Source organism: Rhizobium sp. RAF56, from assembly GCF_052113965.1.
Classification (GTDB): Bacteria; Pseudomonadota; Alphaproteobacteria; order Rhizobiales; family Rhizobiaceae; genus Rhizobium.
Genome location: NZ_JBFRDU010000019.1, coordinates 16,957 through 40,761 on the forward strand (window position 1 = coordinate 16,957; position 23,805 = coordinate 40,761).

The following is a 23,805-nucleotide window of genomic DNA, read 5'->3' on the forward strand; positions in this document are numbered from 1 at the left end:
CATGGCACTCACCGCTACTCCCGAGACCCTTGTCGCCACCTCCAAGCAGCGCCATTCGCTTGCGCGGGATTTCGCCGGCATCGTTGCAATTCTCGTCCTTGCGGGGATCGGGTATCTCTTGTTCCCCGACAATCTCGCGCTTCTTACCCGCATCCTTGCGATGGCACTTCTCGTCCTGTCGCTTGATCTCGTTACCGGTTATTGCGGTGTGGCCACGCTCGGCCATGCCGCCCTCTTTGGCGCCGGGGCCTATGCCGCCGGCATCGCCTCGGCGCATTATGGCGTTACCGATCCGCTCGCGATGGTCGCCTGCGGCATCGTCGGCGGCGCGGCCGCCGGCCTCCTCTGCGGCGTGATCATACTGAGAGCGCACGGCCTGCCGCAGCTGGTGCTGTCGATCGCCCTCGTCTATCTCTTCCACGAATTTGCCAACAAGGCTTCGGACTGGACCGGCGGCAGCGACGGCTTGTCGGGCATGACCACGGGACCGCTGTTCGGCGCCTTCGAGTTCGATCTCTACGGCCACACCGCCTATTTCCTCGGCGTCGGGCTCGTCCTGATCGTCTTCGTGCTCTTGCGGCTTCTCGTCCGCTCACCCTTCGGCATGCTCTGCCGGGGCATCAAGGAGGATCCTTTGCGCATCCGCGCCATGGGCGCTTCGCCCAAGGCGGCGCTCATGAAGATGTACGTCATCTCGGGCGCCGTGGCCGGTGTCGGCGGCGCGCTGAACGCCCTTTCGACCCAAGTGGTCGGCCTCGACAGCCTATCCTTCACGCAGTCGGCCGAAGCACTTGTCATGCTGGTGCTCGGTGGTACCGGCTCGCTCTTCGGCGCCCTCACCGGCACCGTCATCTTCATGCTGTTCGAGGACTACGTCTCGGCGGCGAACCCCTTTCACTGGCTGACCATACTCGGCCTGCTCCTGATCGCCGTCGTGCTGTTTGCGCCAAAGGGCATCTATGGAACGGCGGCTGCCTATGCCGCGCGCCGCATGGAGGATCGCCCATGAGCGCCGTTTTCGAAGTCAGGCACCTGAAAAAGGCGTTCGGCGGCCTGACCGTCACCAACGACGTGTCCCTGTCGATGGCGCCGGGGGACCGGGTCGCGTTGATCGGCCCGAACGGCGCCGGGAAGACGACCTTCGTCAACCTCGTCACCGGCAATCTGCGGCCGGATTCGGGCGTCGTGAAACTCAGCGGCGAGGATGTGACCAAATTGGATGCGATCGGCCGCGTCAGGCGCGGGCTGGTGCGCTCCTTCCAGGTCACCCGACTTTTCCTGGACATGACGTCGGCGGAGCATGTCGCGCTGGCGATCCTGCAGCGCTCCGGGCGATCTGGGCGGATGTTCGGCAATTTCCTGAAAATGCCCGACGTGATGGCGGAAGCCAGCCACCTTCTGGAGACGCTCGGCCTTGGCGCGCTTATGCACCGTAAGGTGCGCGAGATCGCCTACGGTCAACAGCGGCTGCTTGAAATCGCCGTGGCGATGGCGCTCAAGCCGAAAGTGCTCTTGCTCGACGAGCCCGCCGCCGGCGTGCCGCAAAGCGATACAGCGCGGATCGAGCAGGCCCTTGGCGAACTGCCGGCCGATCTCGCGGTCCTGATGATCGAGCACGACATGGATCTGGTTTTTCGCTTCGCCAAGCGCGTCGTCGTGCTTGCGGCCGGCGCGATCATTTTCGACGGCGCGCCGTCGGATGTCACCAAGGACGTTCGCGTCCGCGAAGCTTATCTGGGGAGCTATGCCAATGCCGGCCACGCCGCTTGAGGTTGAAAACCTGTCGGCCGGCTACGGCCCGACACGGGTTCTCGAAGGCATCACGTTCACCGTTCCGGCGGGCGCCCGGCTCGCGGTCCTCGGACGCAACGGCATGGGCAAGACGACGCTGCTAGCAACGCTCGCCGGCCAGACCCGACGCTACGACGGCAGGGTCCGGCTCGGCGATACCGACGTCACCGGTCTTTCCAGCGCGGGTCGCGCGCATCAGGGTCTCGGCTACGTGCCGCAGACGCGCGACATCTTCCCGACGCTGACGGTCGAGGAAAACCTGTTCGTCGGCCTGAAGGGTCGACCGAAGACCGCGCTGGAGGAAGCCTACAGCATGTTCCCCCGCCTGAAGGAGCGCCGTCGGAACCTCGGCACGCAGCTTTCCGGCGGCGAACAGCAGATGCTTTCGACCGCCCGCACCATTCTCGGCCAGCCTTCGGTGTTGCTGCTCGATGAGCCGCTGGAAGGGCTTGCCCCCGTCATCTGCGAAGAGTTGATGGCTGCCTTCGCCGAACTGGCAAAGACCGGCGACATGACCATCCTCTTGGTCGAGCAGCGCATACAGAGCGCGCTCGACTTCGCCGATCACGTCATCGTGCTGGAGCGCGGCAGGCTCGCCTGGTCCGGCACGCCGCAAGCGCTGGCCAAGGATCACGATAGCGTCGAGCGACTGCTCGGCGTCGGCGGGCTGCACTAGACTAGACTTAACACCCCCCGGTGCTCCATTTCTTGGACGCTGTCGCGCGGCCGGACTGGCGCTCAGCTTTCTTCCGGCCGATGGCCGCCGACAGCGCGCGTCAATTCGTCGGCCGTCCGGCGCACAACGGGTCCCAGTATCTTCAACCTCTTATCATCGATCCTGACCGTCGGCCCGGATACCGATATACCGCCAATCGCCTCGCCATATTCATTGAAAAGCGGGGCGGCAATGCAGCGCATGCCGAGCGTATGTTCCTCGTCATCGACGGACCAACCCCGGTTGCGGATCTCTTGGATGTTCTTGATCAGCGACGGCAGCGTATCGAGGGTGCGTTCGGTAAAGTGCGTTAGCGTCTTGCTGGCAAGCAACTTGGCGATTTCCGTGTCGGACCATGTCGCAAGGATCGCCTTGCCGATACCGGAGGCGTGGATCGCCCCCCGGCGGCCCGGACGGAAGAACGCCCGCATCGGAGCGTGGCTTTCCACCTGCGAGATGAAAACCACGTCGCCGTCATCCTCGATGCCGATATTGGCGGTCTCGCCGCTCTCGTCCATCAGCCGCTTCAGGAAAGGACGGCTGATCGTACCGAGCTTGCGGAAGCGCAAGAAAGCGTTCCCAATTTCGAAGGCTTTAACCCCGATTGTCCATTCGCCTGTATCCGGATCATGGGCGACCATGCCGTGACTGGCGAGCGAGGTTAAAAGGCGGTGGATCGTTGAAGGCGCAAGGCCGGTTTGATCCGTCAAGTCCGTTAATGTCGCGCCGTCCCGCTGCGCCAATAGGCTGAAGAGCGCGAGACTCCTGTCCAATACCTGGACGGAGGAAGTCGAAGAATTAGCCCCCGGCTTGCGGCCTCTTTTGCCTTTTGTCTGCTCCACGACTGCGCAACCTCCGGATTTCCCTAGCTATATGCCATAGCGGCCATAGCCCGCCTTGGCCAGTAGCTTTTAGAAACGTTGTCAGCAATTTCCACTTTATAGAAATCATTTCCATTTTATTGTTGACACATGGCATCCATGGATTACATTTCCAGAAATAGGAGGAACGACCCATGGCAAAAATGCGAGCTGTCGATGCAGCGGTTCTGGTGCTGGAGAAGGAGGGTGTCGATTGCGCCTTCGGCGTCCCGGGGGCCGCCATCAATCCGTTTTATTCGGCCCTGAAGGGCCGCGGTTCCGTGCGCCACATTCTCGCCCGCCATGTCGAGGGCGCGTCCCACATGGCCGAGGGTTATACGAGAGCAAAGGCCGGCAATATCGGCGTTTGTATCGGCACGTCGGGCCCGGCCGGTACCGACATGATCACCGGCCTCTATTCGGCCTCGGCCGATTCGATCCCGATCCTGTGCATCACCAGGTCAGGCGCCGCGCGCCCGGCTCGACAAGGAGGACTTCCAAGCAGTCGACATCACCAAGATCGCGGCCCCCGTCACCAAATGGGCGGTCACGGTCATGGAGCCGGCACTGGTGCCCTTCGTCTTCCAGAAGGCGTTTCATCTAATGCGCTCTGGCCGGCCCGGACCCGTCCTCATCGACCTACCGGTCGACGTCCAAATGGCCGAAATCGAGTTTGATCCGGCGACCTATGCGCCGCTTGCGCCCTACAAGCCAGTCGCAACCCGCGCGCAAGCCGAAAAGGCAATCGCAATGCTAAATGCGGCGGAACGGCCACTGATCGTAGCTGGCGGAGGCATCATCAATGCGGAAGCGTCAGATCTCCTGATCGAATTCGCCGAGATCACCGGCGTTCCGGTCATCCCGACATTGATGGGCTGGGGCACGATCCCGGACGACCACCCGTTGATGGCTGGTATGTGCGGGCTGCAAACGTCGCATCGCTACGGCAATGCGACGCTTCTTGCGTCCGATTTCGTCTTCGGTATCGGCAACCGCTGGGCCAACCGTCATACCGGCAACATTCCGACCTACACGGAAGGGCGAAAGTTTATCCATGTTGACATTGAGCCGACGCAGATCGGCCGCGTCTTCGCACCCGATTTCGGCATTGTCTCGGACGCGGGCGCCGCGCTGAAGCTTTTCCTCGATGTCGCCACCGAATGGAAGGCGGCCGGCAAGCTCCGTGACTGGTCAGGCTGGGCAGAAGAATGCCGCGATCGCAAGCGAACGTTGCTACGCAAGACCCATTTCGAACAGACGCCGCTCAAGCCCCAACGCGTCTACGAGGAGATGAACAAGGCCTTCGGCCGCGACACCTGCTACGTTTCGACGATCGGTCTCAGCCAGATCGCCGGCGCACAATTCCTGCATGTCTATCGGCCGCGCAACTGGATTAATTGCGGCCAGGCCGGCCCGCTCGGCTGGACGTTGCCGGCAGCGCTCGGCGTGCGCGCCGCAGACCCCACCCGGACGATTGTCGCACTTTCAGGGGACTATGACTTCCAGTTCCTGATCGAGGAATTGGCTGTCGGAGCGCAGCATAAGCTACCCTATCTCCATGTAGTCGTGAACAACTCCTATCTCGGGCTTATCCGCCAGGCCCAGCGCGGCTTCGACATGGACTTCGAAGTCAGCCTCGCCTTCGACAACATCAACGCCTCTGGCGACGCGGAAAAGGGTTACGGCGTCGACCATGTAGCCGTCGCCGAGGGCCTCGGCTGCAAAGCGATCCGCGTCAGGAGCCCCGATGAGTGTGACGATGCCTTCGATCGGGCGCGGGCCTTGATGGAGGAGCACCAGGTGCCGGTCGTTATCGAGTTCATCCTCGAACGTGTCACCAATATCGCCATGGGTGCCGACATCAACGCGGTCATCGAGTTCGAGGAACTTGCCGAAGGTCACGAGGACGCACCGACCGCGATCGCCGCCTTGATCAATTGAAGCGACTACTAGCGAAGGAGTAACCGCATGAGATTTGCGGCAAACCTGACTATGCTGTTCAACGAGGTGCCGTTCCTCGATCGCTTTGCGCTCGCCGCCAAGGCGGGATTCGAGGGAGTAGAATATCTCTTCCCTTACGAATTCGAGAAGACGGCGCTTCGCGCGGCCCTCGATCGCAACCGCCTCGTTCAGGTGCTACATAACCTGCCGGCCGGCGACTGGGCGCGAGGGGAGCGCGGAATCGCTATCTTCCCGGACCGGATCGACGAATTCCGTCGTGGCGTCGCGAGCGCAATCGACTACGCGAACGCTCTCGACTGCAACCAGGTCAACTGCTTGGTCGGCATCGCGCCGGACGGCGTGGCGGACAAAGTGCTGCGCGCGACGCTCGTTGCGAACCTCAAGTTCGCGTCCGCAGAACTCGGCAAAAGCGGCATCCGCCTTTTGATTGAGCCGATAAACCGCTTCGACATCCCGAACTTTTATCTGAATACCGTCGAACAGGCATCCTCGATCATCGACGAAGTCGGTAGCGGCAACCTCTTCATCCAGTACGATCTCTATCACCAGCAGCGGACTGAGGGCGAGCTGATCGGCACGTACCAACGCCATAGCGCCCGCATCGCCCATGTCCAGCTCGCCGACAATCCCGGCCGCCACGAACCGGGCACCGGCGAGATCAATTACCCCTTCGTCTTCGACGCGTTGCGGACGGCCGGCTACGACGGCTGGATCGGTTGCGAATACAAGCCGCGCGCAACCACCGCTGAGGGACTCGGCTGGCTCGGCGTCGAACGCGCGCGCCGCCAGTCCGCAGACATCATAAAGATCAGGAGCTAAGGGCGATGGCATCCATCGGTTTCATTGGATTGGGCATTATGGGCATGCCAATGGCGCGCCACCTTCAGGATGCTGGCCATACTGTCATCACCTCGAAATTCGTCCGCCCCCCGCATCAGGAGCTCGTCGAGCACGGCCTTGAACTCGTCGAGACGCCGAAAGCGCTTGCCGAGACGGTGGACACGATCATCCTGATGCTGCCTGATACGCCCCAGGTAGAGGACGTGCTCTTTGGCGAAAATGGCGTCTACTGCGGCCTCGCCAAAGGCAAGCTCGTCATCGACATGAGTTCGATCTCGCCGATCGAGACGAAGGAATTCGCGAAAAAAGTCCGCGAAACCGGGGCCGAGTACATCGACGCACCTGTTTCCGGCGGCCAGGTCGGCGCAAGGAACGCGACACTCAGTATTATGGCGGGTGGCTCCCAGGCGTCCTTCGAGCGTGCCCTGCCGCTTTTCCAGTTGATGGGGAAGAATATCACACTCGTCGGCGACTGCGGCGCTGGCCAGGTAACGAAGGTTGCCAACCAGATCATCGTGGCGCTCACCATCGAGGCAGTCTCGGAAGCACTGGTCTTTGCCTCAAAGGCGGGGGCCGATCCGGCGCGGGTGCGGGAGGCGCTCATGGGCGGCTTCGCTTCCTCACGGATTCTCGAGGTTCATGGCGAGCGCATGATTAAGCGAACCTTCGAGCCGGGCTTTCGGATCTCGTTGCACCAGAAGGATCTTAACCTGGCGCTCCAAGGGGCAAAAAGTCTCGGCATTTCGCTGCCGAACACCGCAACCACCCAGGAACTCTTCAACAGCTGCGCCGCCCATGGGGACGCCGGCCTTGATCATTCGGGCCTCGTGCGCGCGCTTGAGCGAATGGCGAACCATCAAGTCGCCTGATCGTCAAAGATACGCATGATCCAAGGGCGGAAGCATCCATCCATCGAGTGATCATGTACCCGGGCGGCAGGAGGGACGCACAGTCGTCGTCGGTGCCGGCAAGGGTGCGGCACAGCTGGCTCGTGCTTTTGAGGCGGCGTGGCAAGGACCACTCTAGCTTACTCGATTGCCTTCGCCGTCGAAGACGTGGAGGTATTGCGCCGGAAAGGCGACGTTGACGGAGGGGCCCGCCTTCAGCGCGTCGCGGTCGAGCGTGAAGATCTTGAACGGCAGTCCATGCAGGCTCAGATGCAGGATGATGCCGAAGCCCGTCGGCTCGATCAGCTCCACTGTCGCGTTCATGCCGCTACCGTCCCTCGTCATGACCACGTGCTCCGGCCGGATGCCGAGCGTCACCGCGGCATCGGTTGCAAGCGGCATGGGCTGTGCAATCGATATCAGCGTGCCGTCCCTCAGGCGGATGCCGATGCCGCTAGGGGCGGTCTCGTAGCGTGCATCTAGGAAGTTCATGCCGGGAGAACCGATGAAGCCGGCGACGAAGAGGTTTGCGGGGCGGTCGTAGAGTTCGAGCGGCGTGCCGACCTGCTGGACCACCCCGCCGTGCATGGCAACGATCCGATCCGCCAGCGTCATCGCCTCGATCTGGTCGTGGGTCACATAGATCGATGTCGCCTTGAGGTCGGCGTGCAATTTCTTGATCTCGGCGCGCATCTGTTCACGCAGACGGGCGTCGAGGTTGGAGAGAGGTTCATCAAAGAGAAAGGCCTTCGGCTGGCGCACGATGGCGCGGCCCATGGCGACGCGCTGGCGCTGGCCACCGGAAAGCGCCTTCGGGCGGCGTTCCATCAGCGGATCGAGGCCGAGTTTCGACGCGGCACTCGCCACGGCGCTTGCGATCCGCTCCCGTGGCGTCTTCTTGAGGCGCAGGCTGTAGCTCATGTTGTCGGCGACACTCATATGCGGATAGAGCGCGTAGGACTGGAACACCATGGCAATGTCGCGATCCTTCGGTGCACGCTCGTTGACGCGGATGCCGGCGATGCGAATCTCGCCGTCGGTGACCTCTTCGAGGCCCGCGATCATCCTCAGAAGCGTCGATTTCCCGCATCCCGAAGGGCCGACGAGCACGATGAATTCGCCGTCCTTGATGTCGAGATCGACACCATGCAGCACCGGCACCTTGCCGTAGGTCTTCTTGATGTTGCGAATGTCGATGGATGCCATTGTTCTAGCCCTTGACCGCGCCGGCCGTCAGGCCTTGCACGAGATAGCGTTGGATGAGCAGGAAGAAGACGCCGGCGGGGATCAGCGCCATAACGCCGGCGGCCATCATCTGTCCGAAGTCGACCGAGAATTTCGACACGAAGGTCAACAGCCCAACCGGGAAGGTCGCTGCGTCGTTGCCTGAGATCAGCATCAGCGCGAAGAGCAGCTCGCTCCAGGCCGCGGTGAAGACGAAGCCGAGCGTCGCTGCGATCCCCGGCAGTGTCAGCGGCAAGATGATCTGGCGGAAGGCTACGAACTGTGTCGCGCCGTCGATCATCGCCGCCTCCTCGAGATCCTTCGGAATGCCGTCGAAGAAGGACTGCATCAGGAAGGTGGCGAATGGCACGTTGAAGGCAGTGTAGACGATCACGAGGCCCGTCAGGCTGTTCGTCAGATGCAGCGGCGAGAGAATCTTGAAGATCGGCGCAACCAGCATGACCAACGGGAACATCTGTGTCAGAAGCATCAACCCCACGATCCAGTATTTGGCCCGGAAGGTGAAGCGCGACAGCGCATAGCCCGAGAGCGAGGCGCAAACGGTCACGGTCACGGCCGTTGCCGCCGAGACGATCAGGCTGTTGCGGAAGAAGGTCGGAAAGGCGCTGTGACGCAGCACGAAGCTGAAATGCTCAAGCGTCGCATGCGACGGCCAAAGCCGCACGCCTTCCGTGTAGAGCAGGTCGTTCGGCGTGACCGCGACCTTGAGCAGCCAGAACAGCGGAAACAGCGCGAAGACGATGTAGACGAGCAGGGCCAGCCGGTGAGCGAGCGTGAAAGCCGCGGTTCTTGCTCTCATGGGCTCAATCCTTGTTTAGGAGCGTCTGCCGCAGCAGGATGATCAGCATGGAATAGACGAGCAGCATCAAAAGCAGCACGAGCGCGATCGCGGAGGCATAGCCGAAATCGAGCCGCTTGAAGGCCTGGGTGAAGATGTAGCTCGCGACGATCTGCGTGCGATCCGCGGGCCCGCCGTTTGTCATGACGACGATGAGGTCGGCGAAGTTGGCGATCCAGACGGTGCGCAGCAGCACGGTGATGGCGATCGTCGGCGCGAGGAACGGCAGGGTTATCGAACGGAAACGCTGGAAAGGGCCGGCGCCGTCGATGCTCGCGGCCTCATAGAGATCGCGCGGTATAGCCTGCAGCGCCGCGAGTAGCGTGATGGCGAAGAACGGAATGCCCCACCAGACATTGGCAACGATCGGCCCCCACATCGCATAATGCGGGTCGGAGAGGATGTTGCCGGGCTCGCTCATCAGTCCGAGCGCATAAAGCCAGTGCGGAATGGGGCCGACCACCGGATTGAACAGCCAGGCCCAGTTGAGGCCGGCCAGAAACGAGGGAACGGCCCAAGGAAGAAACACCAGCGCCTGCACCAAACCTCGCCCGTAGAAGGGCTTATCGAGCAGCAACGCCAGGATCAGGCCGAAGATGAACTGGAAGAACACCGAGGCACCGGTCCACCACAGCGTGTTGCGCAGAGCGCCGTAGAAGGCCTTGTCGCTTGCCAGCTCGCGAAAGTGATCAAGCCCTATGAAGCCGCCCGAAAACGGGTTGAGCAATTGTATATCGCGAAACGCGTAGGAGATGCCGAGCACCAGCGGAACCAGCATGACCGCGACGATCAGGATCAGCGAGGGTGCGCTGTAGAGATAGGGGCCGGAGGCATCGGCGGCGCGCTGTCGCCAGGGCCGGCGGTCGCGGCGCATATCGAGCGGGTCGGCGGTCAGGGTCATCTCAGTGCGGCTTCCATCATAATGCGCAGTTAGGATTTCTCGGAGCTATCAGCGGTGGAGGTCTGGCGTCCCCCTTTCCCGCATGCCGGCGACTTCTCCCGGTTGGGGAGAAGTCTATGCCGAGACCGAACGGTCGGATGAGGGGCGCGCATGAACCGCGCCCCTTCCCGGCTTACTTCTTGGCCAGGAACTTCTGCTGAGCCTTGGTCATGTAGTCAGCCCACTGGTTGGCGAGCTCCTCGGCGGAGATGTCGCCGAGCATGGCCTGCTGCGAGGTCTTGATCGCCAGCGAATCCTTGAAGTAGGCGAACTCCTCGAGGTAGGTCGGCATGACGGTCGGGACCGTGTCCTTGTCGGCCAATTCCTGGAACCAGCCCTTGAATTGATCGCCGGCGTAGAACGGATCCTTCTCCGCCGCCTTATAGGCCGGCAGCGCGCCGATGCGCTTGTTCCACTCGATGTTGCCTTCAGGGCTTTCGAGGGTTGCGATCAGCTTCCAGGAGAGATCCTTGTTCTGGCTCGTCGACATCATCGACCAACCGCCGTAGCCGATGGTCGGGAAGGACTTTCCGTCCGGACCCTTCGGCAGCGGCATGACGCCGAAATCGTCCTTGTTCATGCGTTCGGCGATCGCGATCAAGGCGTCCGGGTCTTGGTCGAGGAAGGCGCAGGTGCCGCTATAGAAGCCGGCGACCACTTCGTTGAAGCCCCAGTTGACGCTGTCCTTCGGCGCCAGCCCCTTCTTGTAGAGATCGACCATCCAGGAGATGCCCTTGGCCCAGCCGGGGCTGTTCATCGTCGAGGTGCCGTCGTCGTTGAAGTACTTGTTGGAGCCGGCCATGGAGGCTGCGAAGATCATCCAGCCGTTGAGGCCGCCCGGTCCGCCGCGCATGCAATAGCCGTACTTGCCCGGCAGCTTGGAGATCTTTTCCGAGGCGGCGACGAAATCGTCGAGCGTCTTCGGCGGCTCGGAAACACCGGCTTCCTTGAGCAGCTTCTTGTTATAGAACATCGCACGCAGGTAGAAGCCATAGGGCAGCATATAGGCGGTGTTCTTGACGTCCCGGCCGAGCTCGAGCGCGCGCTCCGTCAGTTCCGGCGTGTGCTCCCACTTCGCCAGATAGGGCTCCAGACTCTCGATCATGCCGTTGTTGCCATAGAGCGACAGCCAGGTGTCGGGCATTTCCATCACGTCGGGGACATCGCCGGCAGAGACCATGGTCGCAAATTTCTGGAACGCCTCGTTCCACGGTAACGAGATGATGTCGACCATCGTGCCCGGATTGGCGGCTTCGAATTTGCCGACGATCGACTTCAGGGTTTCGGTACGCTCAGGGCTGGTGATCACTTCGACGAGCTTGAGCGTCGTATCGGCAAACGCCGTGCCCGACATCAGCGTGGCGAACAAGGCGGCAGTCAGAAGTTTTTTCATGCTAGTTCCTCCTCTTTATTTGATTTGGTAGGCTTTCGGTCAGGACACCGACGCGACGGCGATGGCCTGTTCGATATCGTTCCAAAGAGCCTCTGTTCCCTCGAGGCCGACATGGAGACGCACGGACCGCGGATGGATGCCGAAGGCATGCGCGGAATTCGGTTGGGCTTTCTGCTGCAGCACCACCTCGCCCGGAACGATCAGGCTCTCGTGGCCACCCCAGCTGACGCCGAGCTTGAAGAGCTTCAGGTGGTCGGCGAACGTGCGCACGTCGACCCCCTCGCGGAAAATGAAGGAAAACAGCCCCGAGGTGCCGGTAAGGCCCGCCGGCAGGCGGTTGGCGAGGCCGGGATGGCACACAGCCTCGACGATATCGAGGTCCTGCAGACGCCTGGCGACCGTCAGCGCTGACGCCTCGTGCGCCTTCATGCGGATCGGCAAGGTGCGCAAGCCGCGGATCAACAGCCAGGCATCGAAGGGCGACAGCTTGCCGCCGAGATATGGGTAGGCCTCGGCACGGATACGGCCGATCAGTTCCTTCGAGCCGGTGACGATGCCGGCGACGACGTCGCTGTGGCCGCCCAGATACTTCGAGGCGGAATGGATGACGAGATCGACGCCGAGCGACAGCGGCCGCTGGAAGATCGGGCTTGCCCAGCTGTTGTCGATCATCGTCAGCACGCCATGGGTCTTGGCTATCGCCGCAAGCGCGCCGACGTCATGGGCGTCCATGACCCAGCTCGTCGGGCTTTCCATGTAGAACAGCTTGGCCCCCGGCAAGGCCTTGGCGATGGCTTCCTCGTCGCGGCCGTCGACATAGGTCACCTCGACCTTCATGCGCTTGAGGATCGTGCCGAACAGGCGGAAGGCGTCGGGGTAGACGTGCTTGACAGCCACGATGCGGTCGCCGGGCTCGACGAAGCTCAAGACCGCGGACGAGATCGCCGCCATGCCGCTCGCAAAGCCGATCGCGTCCTCGCCGCCCTCAAGCTTGGCGAGCATCTCCTCGAACATCCGCACCGTCGGATTGAGGCCCCGCGTGTAGATCGGCCGGACCTTCTCGCCGCGATAGGAAGCGATCATGTCGTCGTAGTCCGAGAAGGTGAAGAGCGATGTCTGCACGATCGGCGGCACCACTGCCTCGAAGGCGTTGCCTTCGTCGTGAGCAACGATGAGGGAAGCAAGATCGAACGGATCGGAGCCGTTGTTCATTTGGACATTTCCTTGATGTCTTCTTCGACGATATCGAGAATTTTCAACGTCTCGCGCTGGGCCGCTTGCGGGTCTTTGGCAGCGATCGCGTCGAAAAGCGTGCGGTGGAACGGAAAGGAACGGCGGGCGAAATCCTGCCGGTCGAAGGGATGCTCCCAGAAGCGCTCGAAGGCGTCGCGCATCTGTTCGAGAAGCTGGCGAAAGAGCGGATTGTGCGTGGCGTCGTAGACGGCGAGATGGAAGGCGAGATCTTCCGGGCCGGAGCTGCCGCGCGCATGATGGGCGCGTTCCATATCCTCCAGCCGCGCCTCGATCTCGACGAGGTCTTCGGCGGTGCGCCTGCGGGCAGCGACCATGCTTGCTTCGGTCTCGATCCCGCGGCGCACTTCCAGTGTCTGCAAGAGCGCCTCGCGAAGATGGGCGGGATCGAACGAGAGCGGCATATGGATGGTCGCCGACGTGACCGGCTTCAAAAGATAGGTGCCGCTTCCCTTGCGGGTCTCGATGACGCCGAGTGCCTGGAAATGGCGGATGGACTCACGGATCGTCGAGCGCCCCACCGCAAGCGCCGCCATCAATTGGCGCTCGGCCGGCAACCGGTCGCCTGCCTTGAGTTGCGCCTGCTGCACGTAGGTCGCCAGCGCTTCCGTCACCTGACGGGCGCGATCGACTGCCGGCAACGGCATGATCATCGGTCTGCTGTCCGCCATGTTCCCCATTATTTTATGCGAACGACGTCCGCTGGAATTGGTCTGACATCCTAGCATTAAATGCCCGACGACCGCTGTCAAGCGCCGATCCTCCTGCGCCATTCACATTCAAATTTACGACGGGGGTGCTGATCTCCCGAGCACGATGCGCGCGTTAACCGTCACTCGTTTCAAACTGCGCGTGCTAGACGGCCTCGGCGGAGGCCCCGGCGATGCCCTTCACGCCGTCCAGTGTCAAAGTGGTCTTGATCGGCAGGTGATCCGAGGCGATGCGGGCAAGCGGGGTATCGTGGACGGCGACGGTGGAGATCAGTCCGCCGCGATTGGCCATGATGCGGTCGAGCGCCAGGATCGGCAGGGTCGCGGGGAAGCTCGGAACTGCAGGCGGTTGCTGGCCGAAGGCGGAATGGAAGGTATTGAGCGACGAGCGATTGCCGAGCCGCCATTCGTTGAAATCGCCAAGCAGGATCGTCGGCGTTTCATCGCGGCTGCTCATGAGGTCGACGATCATCCGCGCCTGCTGCGCCCGAGATCGGCGCAACAGCCCGAAATGCGCGGCAATGATGCGAAGCACGCCGCCCCGCGAAAGCTCGATTTCCGCCACCAGAGCGCCTCGCGGCTCGAGCCCCGGCAGATTGATCTGATGGACCTCGCGGATCGTACCCTGCTTGAAGAGGACGACGTTGCCGTGCCAGCCGTGAGCTTTGGACGTACCTGATATCGGCACCGGCGTCAGCCCCGTCTCGCGCTCGAGGCGTGGCAGATCGAGCAGGCCGGTGCGCTCGCCGAAGCGGCTGTCCGCCTCTTGCAGCGCCATGATGTCGGCGTCGATTTCGTGGATCACGCGCAGGGTGCGCTCCGGGTCGAAGCGGCGATCGGCGCCAACGCATTTGTGGACGTTGTAGGAGGCGATCAGCGTGCCTTCGGGCCGCGCTCGATGTTCGGCGTGGCTCCCCCCGTTCTTTCTCTTCCTTCGGGTCCTTATGGATTCGACGATGTTGGCGCTAAGGCTGCCACTCTTTTTTTGCATCGCTCTCCCGATCTTGGCTGATTGGCTGGCGGGTGCCGGAAATCCAAATCCACCTGCTGAACTATAGGGTGTCTCTCCGATCTTGCCATGGCAATTGCGGCATGGTGGCGGCATTCAAAGATAGGGCGAGCCGAGCCACAGCACCTTTTCAACGAGGCGAACGGCAAAGGGTCGCGCTTGAAGCGCCCTCAGATGCACAGGCTTAGCCTGTTCCAGCACTGCATCGATGTGAGCCTCCAGGGAGGCGGCGAAGCCGCGGTCCATTACTTCCAGGTCCACTTCGAAATTCAGCCGGAGGGACCGAGGATCGAGGTTCGAGGAGCCGACATAGGCCCAGGTGCCGTCGATCACCATGAGCTTGGAATGGTTGAAGGCGCCGCTCGCGCGCCAGATACGGCAGTAGTTCTTCAGCATCTGGTCGAACTGCGCCGTCATGGCGTGGTCGACGAGCTTCAGATTGTTGGCGGCGGGAACGACGATATCCACCTCCACCCCCCGCCGCGCCGCCGTGACCAAGGCGCTGATCAACTCGCGGTCCGGCAGGAAATAGGGCGACATGATACGGATGGAGCTGCGCGCCACCGAAAATGCACCCATCAGCATCTTATGGTTCGTCTCCAGACTGCGGTCCGGACCGGAGGTGATGACGCGCATCATGACGGGAGCGCCGGGCTCGTTGAGCGGCGTGGCAATGCTCCAGGCTTCTCCCTTCAGGGCTTCTTCCGCCGCGAACCGCCAATCGGCGGCGGCCGTGTTGAAAAGATCGGCGACGGCCGGCCCCGTTATCAGGAAGTGCGTGTCGCGGGCGCAATCGTCGGCTGCGAATTCCCGCGTGAACCCCTGGCGAATATTCATGCCGCCGGTGAAGGCGATGCGGCCGTCGACCACGAGGATCTTGCGGTGCGTGCGCAGGTTCGCATAGGGCAGCCGGAGGCCCATGATCACGAAGCCATTGAAGACATCGACCTTGACGCCGCCCTCGGTCAGGTACCCCATGATGCTCGGAACGGAGTAGCGGGCGCCGACAGCATCGATCAACACACGAACCTCGACGCCGCGGCGCGCCGCTTCAATCAGCGCATCGGCTATCCTGAGGCCGATCGGGTCGCGGTCGAATATATAGGTTTCGAGGATGACACTGCGGTTGGCCCCGTCGATCGCGGCTTTCATCGCCGCGTAGGCGGCGTCGCCGGTTTCGAGCCGCTCGATGGTGTTTCCGCTGGTCAGCGGATGGGAGGCGACACGGTCGCCCAGTGTCTTCATCGCCCGGAAACGGCCGCCGAACTGCGCTGCGACCGTCCCGCCGTCGGTATCGAAGGTGGTCAGTTCGCCGAAGGCATCCTTCTGAAAAAAGGCGCTTCGCTGCGAACTGATGGACGCCCGGCGTATGCGGTTGATGCCGGCGACCGCGTAGAGCAACGCACCGACGATCGGCGACAGGATGATGACGCCGACCCAGCCGATGGCGGCGCGTACCTCCTCTTTGGTCATTGCCGCATGGATTGCGGCGGTCGCACCCATCGCGATGGATAGGACGGCGAGCATATGCGGCCAGTAGGTGGCGATGAAATGAACCATGGGCGAAGTATATCTTTGCTTGCGAAACGTGCAATCCGCCCTCTATCGAGCTTTGATTGCAGCGGATGCCGCCCGCTACCGCCGCCTGGCTAAGTCAGGATGAGGATGCCACGCGGTTGCGACGGATATGTGATTTTTAATTGAACGAGCCCTCGTCCCGGCTCATAGTGGCTATGCACGTTGCCCCGCAAGTCCCTCGGCGGAGGGGAGATTGCAAGGACACAACGGCCGCAGGAGTACATCTGGAGGACGTCCTCCGTGGCTCGAACCCGGAGCCAGCTTTCGAAAATCGCCCAAGGAAAAAGCCCGCATGAGATGGGCAGTTGTCTCACCAGCCGTGCAGTGCGCCGCAGCTTCTAGAAGCGTTCGGCATTCTGCCCGGCCTAACTCTAGTCAGCAATGCGAACGGAGATCAGTGATGACGGAATCCCGCGACGAATGGATCAAGAAACGCGCCTATGCGATCTGGGAGGAGGAAGGTTTTCCGCAAGGCCGCGATGCCGCCCATTGGGAACAGGCCAGCAAGGAACGCGTGGCGACGGAAAAGACTGTTGCTGATGGCATCGAGGTGAAGCCGAAAGCCAAACGCAAGACGACTGCCGCAGCGAGCAACGGCGCCGCAACCCCTGCCCCCAAGGCGACATCGCGCAAGTCGGCTGCGCCGAAGGCCTGACGCCTTCAGGTTCACCATCGGTTGTTTCAGATGGCTCGCTGCCCCAAGCAGCGGGTCGTTTCTATTCGAGTTGAGGAACCATGCAAGGCGCGGCGGGTTGAATGGAGCAATCGATTACGAAGGCGATGCGGCGCGGGTTCGGGAATGTGCGACGCAAGGATTTTCACCACACTGTAGATAGGCTTTGACTGGTCGGGAGAGGGTATGACTTACAAACTCTATTATTGGCAGGGCATCCAGGGGCGCGGCGAGTTCATTCGCCTGGCGCTCGAGGAAGCAGGCGCGGACTATGTGGACATTTGCCGGGGACCGTCCCGGGAAGGCATGGGAACGCGCGCGATGATGTCCGTACTCGACAGCGGCTCCGAGCCGCATGTTCCCTTCGCGCCGCCGTTTCTGAGAGACGGCGATCTGATCGTCCCGCACGTCGCCAATATCCTGTTCTATCTCGGACCGAAGCTGGACCTCGCGCCCGAAAACGAAGGCCTGCGGTACATCGCGAACGGTCTCCAGCTGACGATCACCGACTTCGTCGCGGAGGTGCATGACACGCATCACCCGATCGCGGTGTCGCAATATTACGAAGAGCAGAAGGAGCCAGCCAAGGCCCGCGCGTCGGAATTCATCGATAACCGCATGACGAAATTTCTCGACTATTTCGAGCGCGTGCTGACGCGCAACCCCCGCAGCAAGGATCACATCGTCGGCGACAGGCTGAGCTATGTAGACCTCTCGCTCTTCCAGGTGATCGAGGGTCTGCGCTATGCTTTCCCGCGGGCGACGAGCGAGTTTCAAGGTTCCTATCCAGGCCTTGTCGCGCTGCGCGACCGGGTGGCGGCTCGCCCGAACATCGCCCGCTATCTCAAATCCGAGCGCCGGCTTGCCTTCAATGAGGACGGCGTTTTCCGTCACTATCCGGAGCTCGACAAGGACCCCGCATAATCTTGCCTCTCACCGCGCCTTTCTCGGCTTGGTCACGGCAAGCGGCTCGGCGGCTTCGAAAAAATCTTGCCATGGATCGCGGGCAAGCGTCTCAAGACGCGCGGCCGTATTGCTGATGGTGAAATGGCCCGGCCCGATTTCACCGGTAAGTTCGTCCCAGGCAAGCGGCATCGAGACCGCGGCTCCCTTTCGTGCCCGCGTCGAATAGGCCGCAACCGCGGTGTTGCCGCGGCCGTTGCGCAGGTAGTCGATGAAGATCTTGCCGGTTCGCTTGGCCTTGGTGGCTGTCGTCAGGTATTTGTCTGGGCTGTCGGCACTCATTCCGTCGCCGACTGCTTTTGCAAACGCCTTGACCTGCGTCCAGGAGGCCTTGGGCCGCAACGGCACCACGATGTGGAGGCCCTTGCCGCCGGAGGTCTTGACGAAGGAGGCAAGGTTGACGGCGGCGAAACGGTCCCGCAATTCGCTGGCAGCCGCAATCGTCGCCTGCCAGGAAACGTCCTCGGCCGGGTCGAGGTCCATGGTCAACATATCAGGGCGTTCCCAATGCTCGGTCGTCGTTCCCCAGGGGTGGATTTCGAGCACGGCCGACTGGACGAGGGCGGTCAAGCCGTCGAAGTCCATGATCCGGAGCAGCTTTTCGCCGCCCTTGTCCTTCGGATCGGCAATCTCGCCGATATGGGTGTTGAGACCCTTCCATGCATGCTTTTGGAAGAAGCGCGGCCCGTCGATGCCATCTGGGCAACGCAGCAGCGCCAGCGGCCGGTTGACGACGAAGGGCGCCATGAAGCGCCAGACCTTGGCGTAGTAATTGGCAAGCGCCTCCTTCGTGATCCCTTCGTCCGGCCAATAGATCCTGTCCGGATGCGTCAAGGGAACAGTCACCTTCGGCGCGCTTGCGGTCAGTTCTTGCTGCATTCTTGTCCCGATCCCGTCTCTGTCTTCCGGCGGTCGCTTTTCGGTGTGCCGGAGGTTACCACCTCGTGGCGGAGCCGGAAACCGAGCCTTTTTCGGTGGCGGTCCTGATCACGCACGGCTCTTCTGATTTTTGGAGCGCTGGGGCTGGCGGACCTGTCGAACCGTTTCCGCCGCTTTCGGCTTTTTCGGCTTCCATATCTCCTCGGGAGCCGCAGCGACCTCTTCGAGGCTGCGGCCGGTCTTTGCCGAGCGCGGCTCTTCCTTCAGAATATCCGTGCCGTCGCGCCGGGCGTGCGTGTCGTCACCCTTTATCAGAAGCCAGTTGTCCGCCTTCTCGTCACCATGCCCGGCCATGCGCACGAGATGCCAGCGGCCGCGCAATTTCTCGCCTTCCAGCTCGAAATCGAGCCGACCCTTTGCATAGCCTTTGCGGGCATCGCCAATCGGCTTCCACGTGCCGCGATCCCAGACGAGCACCGTTCCGCCGCCGTACTGTCCCTTGGGAATGTTCCCTTCGAAGTCGCCGTAGTCGAGCGGATGATCCTCGACATGGACCGCAAGTCGCTTCTCCTCAGGATCGAGGCTCGGGCCGCGCGTCACCGCCCAGCTTTTCAGGACGCCGTCCATCTCCAGCCGGAAATCGTAGTGCAGCCGCGTGGCGTCGTGCTTCTGGACGACGAATCGCGATCCCTCTCCCCGCGCCGCCCTGCCCCTCGGCTCCGGCGTTTCGGCGAAATTGCGTTTTGAGTGATAGGTCGAAAGTGGCATGAGTTCCGTCCTATGCCTGGATCGCTCAACCGTGAGCGGCGGATCGGCCGATCGAGAAGGCGGCGGCTTCGCGCAGATCGATGTCGCTGTCATCAACCTGCTGGCGTGCCATGGCGCTGCGCGCGCTCTCGACGGCATCTGCCCGCGACGCGTAGGGCTCGGACCAGGTCCCGCCGACCCTGTAGGCCCAGCCGCCGTCATGTCGAACGATTTCGTAGGTGATATAGGTCATGTGCCGTCTCCTCGACGCCTTGCCCTCGAAACCCGTTCCGCTGCGACCGACCGCAGGTGTTCGCGCAGATCTCTAACTTTCTTAGAAGCGAATGGTTCCGGGGATCGTAGGCCCCTATTGTGCGGCAGCGCCGGCCCTCGTGGCATTGGTCGGATAGTGCGGGCGAGCGGTCCGCCTTTCGGCTGCCGAGGCATTCGTTCTCATCTGAACGAGGAAGTCTAGAAGCCGGTTCTCGTCGGCGCGCAGGCCGCGCAACGGTTCTCCCGAAGATCCGTTTTCCAGCGGCTTCAACGGACAGTCTTTATCCGCCAATGCCAGTATCGCCGGGTGAATATAGCTGGAGCGGCATATTGCCGGCGTGTTGTGCAGGACGGCCGCTGCTGCCTCCGACATCTCGCGGATCGTCGGTCGCCGTTCGGCTCCGATGGCCGCGCGCGCCGACGAAAATGCGGCTAGGCTGCCCGCCCAGGTGCGAAAGGTCTTTGCCGAGACATCGATGCCGCTGATAGCAGCCAAGTAGGCGTTGAGCCGGCTTGAATCGATCGGCCGCAGCACGCCGCCCTCATCCCTGCAGACGAACAGCTGCCGGCCGGGCAGGTCGGCGATCTCTTCCAGAATCCGTTGCAGACGCGGGTGACGCAGGCTCCTGCGGACGCGCTTGCCTCCCTTGGCGATGAAATGCAGCTCGATACGTCCGTCGGCGAGCTTCAGGTGGCGTTTAAGCAGCGTCGTTGCGCCGAAGCTGCCATTCTGCTCGGCATAGGCGCGATTGCCGACGCGCAGGTGCGCCTCGTCGAGAAGCGTGGCGAGCGCGGCAAGGATGCCGTTGATGCTTTCGGGTCCCTCGTCAAGATGCCGGATGACCGTTCGGCGCATGCGCGGCAGCGCCTGCGCGAAGGCGATGAGCTGGTCGAATTTCGCAACGCTGCGAAACGACTGCCACTCCTTGTGGTAGCGATACTGCTTGCGGCCGCGGGCATCGAAGCCGGTTGCCTGGATATGGCCGTTGGGTTTCAAGCAGATCCAGACGCCTTGATAGGCGGGCGGAAGGCCAAGTTTCGATATCCGCTCGCGCGTTTGAACATCGGTCAGCGGCGCCCCGTCGGGCAGCCTGTAGCAAAAGCCCCTGCCCTTTCGCAGACGGCGGATGCCGGGCTCGGTATCGCTAACGTAGATCAGATCAAGGTCCGCAACCGGGATGTCGCTCATGCTGAATGTTCCGCTTTTCGCTTTGAAAAGACCGGGCGGAGGGTGGACGGTGCATAGCGATCCGCCGGTCAAGGACAATGCGGAAACGTCGGAATGCCGCGAGAGTTCCGCGCGGCTCTATGGCATCAGCTGGCCGCCGTTCACCTCGATGACCTGACCGGTGATGTAGCCCGAGAGCGTCGGCGAGGCGAGGAAGAGATAGGCGCCGACGCAGTGCTCCGGCGTTCCGACAAAACCCATCGGGATGGTCTTGCGCTGCAGCTCGAGCTGGTCGGCATCGGTGTAGCGCTCATGAAAGGGTGTCGCGATCACGCCGGGCGCGACGGCATTGACGCGGATCCCGTCGGCGACGAATTCCTTGGCATGGCCGTGGGTGATGGTCGAGACGAAGCCCTTGGCGGCGGCGTAGAGGATCGCGCCGTTGCCGCCGCCGTTGCGGGCGGCGATCGAAGTGGTGTTGATGATGAAGCCGCCCTGCTTCTTGAGCCAGGGATGGGCCGCGCGGGTGGCGGCCAGCACCGAACGCGCATTGAGGTCCATGACCCGCTCATAGTGCTCGTCGGTCATCGCCGAGGTCGGCAGCCGGCCGAGCATGCCGCCGGCATTGTTGATGAGGCCATCGAGGTGGCCGAAGGCTTTTGCGCTCTCCTCGACCGCCCGCTCGGTCTCTCCCTCTTTGGAAACATCCGCCTGGAGGAGATGCACGGTACCGCCGGTTGCCCGGATTTCCTCCGCCAGCTTCTCCGCCGGATCACGACTGGCGTTGAAATGCACGGCGACTTTTGCGCCTTGCGCGGCGAAAGCGCGGGCGAGCGCTGCTCCAATTCCGGTGGAGGCGCCGGTAATCAGCACGGCCTTGCCGGCGAGATCGGGAATGCGGACGGATGTAAGCGATTGGGCAAGGTCGGTCATGGCAGCGATGTCCTCCTGAGTGGCCGGCGGTTTTAGCGATCACTCATATCAGCCGAGATCGTTCCTGAGCAATGCGCGGGTGCAGAACGAAAACAGGCCGCGGGAAAAATCCCGCGGCCGGCTCTCCCTTTGACGCGAGGCGAATGGCCTCAGACGCGCTCGAGCGCAATCGCGATGCCCTGGCCGACGCCGATGCACATGGTCGACAGCGAATAGCGACCGCCCGTTTCCTTCAGTTCCAGCGCGGCCGTGCCGGTGATGCGTGCGCCGGACATGCCGAGCGGATGGCCGAGCGCGATTGCGCCGCCGTTGCGGTTGACGCGAGCGTCGTCGTCGGCGATGCCGAGCTGCCGCAGCGTCGCCAGACCTTGCGAGGCGAAGGCTTCGTTGAGTTCGATGACGTCGAACTGGTCCTGCGTCATGCCGAGGCGGGCCATCAGTTTCTTCGAGGCCGGAGCCGGGCCGATGCCCATGATGCGCGGCGGTACGCCCGCCACCGCACCGCCGAGAACGCGGGCGATGGGCGTCAGCCCGTATTTCTTCACTGCCGCCGCCGAGGCGACAATCAGCGCGGTCGCGCCGTCGTTGACGCCCGAGGCGTTGCCGGCGGTCACGGTGCCGCCTTCCTTCTTGAAGGGCGTCCCAAGCTTTGCAAGCGCCTCGATGGTCGTTGCGCGCGGATGCTCGTCCTTATCCACGACTATCGGGTCGCCCTTTCGCTGCGGGATCGTCACCGGCGTGATTTCCTTGGCGAGGCGGCCGTTAGCCTGCGCGGCGGCGGCCTTGTTCTGCGAACGCACCGCAAAAGCGTCCTGGTCCTCGCGGGAAACCTTGAACTCTTCCGCAACGTTCTCGCCTGTTTCCGGCATGGAATCCACGCCGTACTGCTTCTTCATCAGTGGGTTGATGAAGCGCCAGCCGATCGTCGTGTCGTGGATTTCCGTGCTGCGCGAAAAGGCGCTCTCGGCCTTCGGAATGACGAAGGGTGCGCGCGACATGCTCTCGACGCCGCCGGCGATCAGAAGATCGGCCTCGCCGGCCTTGATGGCACGCGCGGCGGTGATGACCGCGTCCATGCCGGAGCCGCAGAGGCGGTTCATCGTCGTGCCTGCAGCCGAGACCGGCAGGCCTGCCAAGAGGCCCGACATCCGTGCGACGTTGCGGTTGTCTTCGCCCGCCTGGTTGGCGCATCCGAAAATGACGTCATCCACCGCATCCCAATCGACCGACGGATTGCGCGCGATCAGCGCCTTCAGGGGGATTGCGCCGAGGTCGTCGGTGCGCACGGTGGCCAGCGAGCCGCCGAAGCGGCCGATCGGGGTGCGGATATAGTCGCAGATGTAAGCGTCGGTCATTTATGCGGACTCCTTGATGCCCTGATGGGCCTGCTTCGTGCGCGCGTTGATGTCGCGCAGCACGGATAGTTCGGTTTCTGTGGGCGCCGGCGTCTCGATCACCTTATCGGCGAACTTGATTGGCCAGCCGCAGTTCTCGACGATCTTCTCGCGGCTGACGCCGGGGTGGATCGAGACGACCGTCAGCTCCTTGGTCGCAGGGTCGGGCTCGAGAACGCAGAGGTCGGTAATAACGCGGGTTGGGCCTTTTGTCTTCATGCCGAGGCGCTCGCGGTGATTGCCGCCTTCGCCGTGGCCCATGGAGGTAATGAAGGGCAGCTTCTCGACGAAGCCGCGCTTCGACAAGGCCATGGTGATGTAGATCTGGCCGCAGTTCGAGGCGATCTCGGGCGCGCCGCCGCCGCCGGGCAGGCGTACCTTCGGGTGGTCGTAGGGGCCGACGACCGTGGTGTTGAGGTTGGCGAACTTGTCGATCTGCGCGCCGCCGAGGAAGCCGATCGTAATGCGGCCGCCCTGCAGCCAATAGCGGAACATCTCCGGAACCGGCACGGTGAAGAGTGCCGTATCGCAAAGCTCGCCGTCGCCGATCGAAAGCGGCAGGACGTCGGGCTTGGTGCCGATCGTGCCGCTTTCGTAGATCAAGGTGATGTCGGGGGCATGGGTGAGGCGCGCGACGTTGCAGGCAGCCGACGGCGCGCCGATGCCGACGAAGCAGACGTCGGCGTTGGTCAGCGCGCGGGAGGCGGCGATGGTCATTATTTCGGTCGGGGTGAAATCAGCGCTCATCGTCATTGC

Annotated in this window: 21 protein-coding genes and 2 pseudogenes; 8 read left to right on the top strand and 15 right to left on the bottom strand. The window is 62.6% G+C overall.

All coding sequences use genetic code 11. The features are described from left to right. Window position 1 precedes the first annotated feature (1 nt). The 3 genes from AB4048_RS17035 to AB4048_RS17045 are packed head-to-tail and all read left to right on the top strand — an operon-like array spanning window position 2 to window position 2,467. Window positions 2-1,009: a branched-chain amino acid ABC transporter permease gene (locus AB4048_RS17035; RefSeq protein ID WP_442203169.1), complete on the top strand. Its 1,008-nt coding sequence runs from the start codon at window positions 2-4 to the stop codon at window positions 1,007-1,009. Beyond that, on the top strand, window positions 1,006-1,770 hold the full coding sequence (locus AB4048_RS17040; RefSeq protein ID WP_442203170.1) for an ABC transporter ATP-binding protein: 765 nt from the start codon (window positions 1,006-1,008) through the stop codon (window positions 1,768-1,770). Before AB4048_RS17035 ends, AB4048_RS17040 begins: the two co-directional genes overlap by 4 nt. Next, complete coding sequence (locus tag AB4048_RS17045; protein ID WP_442203171.1) at window positions 1,751-2,467, top strand: ABC transporter ATP-binding protein; 717 nt, start codon at window positions 1,751-1,753, stop codon at window positions 2,465-2,467. Before AB4048_RS17040 ends, AB4048_RS17045 begins: the two co-directional genes overlap by 20 nt. A gap of 62 nt (window positions 2,468-2,529) precedes the next feature. On the opposite strand, the gene AB4048_RS17050 is transcribed toward AB4048_RS17045, so the two are convergent. Continuing rightward, window positions 2,530-3,348 (bottom strand): IclR family transcriptional regulator, encoded by an 819-nt coding sequence (locus AB4048_RS17050; RefSeq protein WP_442203172.1) that lies wholly within the window; start codon window positions 3,346-3,348, stop codon window positions 2,530-2,532. 173 nt (window positions 3,349-3,521) lie between these two features. Here AB4048_RS17050 and gcl point away from each other — a divergent pair. From gcl to glxR, 3 genes and pseudogenes are all read left to right on the top strand, one after another. Continuing rightward, window positions 3,522-5,307 (top strand): annotated as a pseudogene (gene gcl / locus AB4048_RS17055) (glyoxylate carboligase). Window positions 5,308-5,334: 27 nt separating this feature from the next. Further along, window positions 5,335-6,147 carry a hydroxypyruvate isomerase gene (gene hyi / locus AB4048_RS17060; protein ID WP_442203173.1) on the top strand — a complete coding sequence of 271 codons (813 nt, stop codon included), beginning with the start codon at window positions 5,335-5,337 and terminating at the stop codon, window positions 6,145-6,147. Window positions 6,148-6,152: 5 nt separating this feature from the next. Then, window positions 6,153-7,037 (top strand): 2-hydroxy-3-oxopropionate reductase, encoded by an 885-nt coding sequence (glxR, locus tag AB4048_RS17065; RefSeq protein WP_442203174.1) that lies wholly within the window; start codon window positions 6,153-6,155, stop codon window positions 7,035-7,037. Window positions 7,038-7,190: 153 nt separating this feature from the next. Here glxR and AB4048_RS17070 read toward each other — a convergent pair whose 3' ends face one another. The 8 genes from AB4048_RS17070 to AB4048_RS17105 form a co-directional block, all read right to left on the bottom strand. Further along, window positions 7,191-8,261: an ABC transporter ATP-binding protein gene (locus AB4048_RS17070; protein ID WP_442203175.1), complete on the bottom strand. Its 1,071-nt coding sequence runs from the start codon at window positions 8,259-8,261 to the stop codon at window positions 7,191-7,193. A gap of 4 nt (window positions 8,262-8,265) precedes the next feature. After that, window positions 8,266-9,099 carry a carbohydrate ABC transporter permease gene (locus AB4048_RS17075; RefSeq protein WP_442203176.1) on the bottom strand — a complete coding sequence of 278 codons (834 nt, stop codon included), beginning with the start codon at window positions 9,097-9,099 and terminating at the stop codon, window positions 8,266-8,268. Between the two features lie 4 nt (window positions 9,100-9,103). Next, window positions 9,104-10,039: a carbohydrate ABC transporter permease gene (locus AB4048_RS17080; RefSeq protein ID WP_442203177.1), complete on the bottom strand. Its 936-nt coding sequence runs from the start codon at window positions 10,037-10,039 to the stop codon at window positions 9,104-9,106. A gap of 172 nt (window positions 10,040-10,211) precedes the next feature. After that, entirely contained in the window at window positions 10,212-11,471 is a 1,260-nt protein-coding gene (locus AB4048_RS17085) for an ABC transporter substrate-binding protein (protein ID WP_442203178.1), read from the bottom strand. A gap of 39 nt (window positions 11,472-11,510) precedes the next feature. Next, window positions 11,511-12,683 carry a PLP-dependent transferase gene (locus AB4048_RS17090; RefSeq protein WP_442203179.1) on the bottom strand — a complete coding sequence of 391 codons (1,173 nt, stop codon included), beginning with the start codon at window positions 12,681-12,683 and terminating at the stop codon, window positions 11,511-11,513. Beyond that, window positions 12,680-13,402 (bottom strand): FadR/GntR family transcriptional regulator, encoded by a 723-nt coding sequence (locus AB4048_RS17095; protein WP_442203180.1) that lies wholly within the window; start codon window positions 13,400-13,402, stop codon window positions 12,680-12,682. The genes AB4048_RS17090 and AB4048_RS17095 overlap by 4 nt, the downstream gene beginning before the upstream one ends. 175 nt (window positions 13,403-13,577) lie before the next feature. Then, a complete protein-coding gene (locus AB4048_RS17100; protein ID WP_442203181.1) occupies window positions 13,578-14,423 on the bottom strand; it encodes an endonuclease/exonuclease/phosphatase family protein in 846 nt (281 codons plus the stop codon). A gap of 114 nt (window positions 14,424-14,537) precedes the next feature. Next, the gene (locus tag AB4048_RS17105) at window positions 14,538-16,001 is read right to left on the bottom strand and encodes a phospholipase D-like domain-containing protein (protein ID WP_442203182.1); all 1,464 of its coding nucleotides are present in this window, start codon (window positions 15,999-16,001) and stop codon (window positions 14,538-14,540) included. Between the two features lie 418 nt (window positions 16,002-16,419). Between AB4048_RS17105 and AB4048_RS17110 the strand changes: the two genes are divergently transcribed. Together AB4048_RS17110 and AB4048_RS17115 are read left to right on the top strand one after the other, a co-directional pair. After that, window positions 16,420-16,674 carry a DUF2934 domain-containing protein gene (locus AB4048_RS17110; protein WP_442203183.1) on the top strand — a complete coding sequence of 85 codons (255 nt, stop codon included), beginning with the start codon at window positions 16,420-16,422 and terminating at the stop codon, window positions 16,672-16,674. Window positions 16,675-16,878: 204 nt separating this feature from the next. Further along, window positions 16,879-17,616, top strand: a complete 738-nt coding sequence (locus AB4048_RS17115; protein WP_442203184.1) for a glutathione S-transferase — start codon at window positions 16,879-16,881, stop codon at window positions 17,614-17,616. A 9-nt stretch (window positions 17,617-17,625) separates the two neighbouring features. Here the strand turns inward: AB4048_RS17115 and ligD are convergent. The 6 genes and pseudogenes from ligD to AB4048_RS17145 form a co-directional block, all read right to left on the bottom strand. Then, window positions 17,626-19,302, bottom strand: a pseudogene (gene ligD, locus AB4048_RS17120) (non-homologous end-joining DNA ligase); the annotation flags it as partial. Window positions 19,303-19,327: 25 nt separating this feature from the next. After that, entirely contained in the window at window positions 19,328-19,534 is a 207-nt protein-coding gene (locus AB4048_RS17125) for a DUF2188 domain-containing protein (RefSeq protein WP_442203185.1), read from the bottom strand. A 114-nt stretch (window positions 19,535-19,648) separates the two neighbouring features. Next, a complete protein-coding gene (locus tag AB4048_RS17130) occupies window positions 19,649-20,743 on the bottom strand; it encodes a DNA topoisomerase IB (RefSeq protein ID WP_442203186.1) in 1,095 nt (364 codons plus the stop codon). A 117-nt stretch (window positions 20,744-20,860) separates the two neighbouring features. Continuing rightward, on the bottom strand, window positions 20,861-21,655 hold the full coding sequence (locus tag AB4048_RS17135) for an SDR family NAD(P)-dependent oxidoreductase (RefSeq protein WP_442203187.1): 795 nt from the start codon (window positions 21,653-21,655) through the stop codon (window positions 20,861-20,863). 149 nt (window positions 21,656-21,804) lie between these two features. Continuing rightward, window positions 21,805-23,010: a 3-oxoadipyl-CoA thiolase gene (pcaF, locus tag AB4048_RS17140; RefSeq protein ID WP_442203188.1), complete on the bottom strand. Its 1,206-nt coding sequence runs from the start codon at window positions 23,008-23,010 to the stop codon at window positions 21,805-21,807. After that, a complete protein-coding gene (locus AB4048_RS17145; RefSeq protein ID WP_442203189.1) occupies window positions 23,011-23,796 on the bottom strand; it encodes a CoA-transferase subunit beta in 786 nt (261 codons plus the stop codon). Window positions 23,797-23,805 lie beyond the last annotated feature (9 nt).

Bases quoted from the DNA above. Each gene is read 5' to 3' on its own strand.
- AB4048_RS17125 (WP_442203185.1), bottom strand. From the start codon at position 19,534: ATGACCTATATCACCTACGAAATCGTTCGACATGACGGCGGCTGGGCC.
- AB4048_RS17035 (WP_442203169.1), top strand. From the start codon at position 2: ATGGCACTCACCGCTACTCCCGAGACCCTTGTCGCCACCTCCAAGCAG.
- AB4048_RS17040 (WP_442203170.1), top strand. From the start codon at position 1,006: ATGAGCGCCGTTTTCGAAGTCAGGCACCTGAAAAAGGCGTTCGGCGGC.
- AB4048_RS17100 (WP_442203181.1), bottom strand. From the start codon at position 14,423: ATGCAAAAAAAGAGTGGCAGCCTTAGCGCCAACATCGTCGAATCCATA.
- AB4048_RS17130 (WP_442203186.1), bottom strand. From the start codon at position 20,743: ATGAGCGACATCCCGGTTGCGGACCTTGATCTGATCTACGTTAGCGAT.
- AB4048_RS17145 (WP_442203189.1), bottom strand. From the start codon at position 23,796: ATGAGCGCTGATTTCACCCCGACCGAAATAATGACCATCGCCGCCTCC.
- AB4048_RS17105 (WP_442203182.1), bottom strand. From the start codon at position 16,001: ATGGTTCATTTCATCGCCACCTACTGGCCGCATATGCTCGCCGTCCTA.
- AB4048_RS17080 (WP_442203177.1), bottom strand. From the start codon at position 10,039: ATGACCCTGACCGCCGACCCGCTCGATATGCGCCGCGACCGCCGGCCC.
- glxR (WP_442203174.1), top strand. From the start codon at position 6,153: ATGGCATCCATCGGTTTCATTGGATTGGGCATTATGGGCATGCCAATG.
- AB4048_RS17115 (WP_442203184.1), top strand. From the start codon at position 16,879: ATGACTTACAAACTCTATTATTGGCAGGGCATCCAGGGGCGCGGCGAG.
- AB4048_RS17090 (WP_442203179.1), bottom strand. From the start codon at position 12,683: ATGAACAACGGCTCCGATCCGTTCGATCTTGCTTCCCTCATCGTTGCT.
- AB4048_RS17070 (WP_442203175.1), bottom strand. From the start codon at position 8,261: ATGGCATCCATCGACATTCGCAACATCAAGAAGACCTACGGCAAGGTG.
- AB4048_RS17095 (WP_442203180.1), bottom strand. From the start codon at position 13,402: ATGGGGAACATGGCGGACAGCAGACCGATGATCATGCCGTTGCCGGCA.
- AB4048_RS17110 (WP_442203183.1), top strand. From the start codon at position 16,420: ATGACGGAATCCCGCGACGAATGGATCAAGAAACGCGCCTATGCGATC.
- hyi (WP_442203173.1), top strand. From the start codon at position 5,335: ATGAGATTTGCGGCAAACCTGACTATGCTGTTCAACGAGGTGCCGTTC.
- AB4048_RS17135 (WP_442203187.1), bottom strand. From the start codon at position 21,655: ATGACCGACCTTGCCCAATCGCTTACATCCGTCCGCATTCCCGATCTC.
- pcaF (WP_442203188.1), bottom strand. From the start codon at position 23,010: ATGACCGACGCTTACATCTGCGACTATATCCGCACCCCGATCGGCCGC.
- AB4048_RS17045 (WP_442203171.1), top strand. From the start codon at position 1,751: ATGCCGGCCACGCCGCTTGAGGTTGAAAACCTGTCGGCCGGCTACGGC.
- AB4048_RS17085 (WP_442203178.1), bottom strand. From the start codon at position 11,471: ATGAAAAAACTTCTGACTGCCGCCTTGTTCGCCACGCTGATGTCGGGC.
- AB4048_RS17075 (WP_442203176.1), bottom strand. From the start codon at position 9,099: ATGAGAGCAAGAACCGCGGCTTTCACGCTCGCTCACCGGCTGGCCCTG.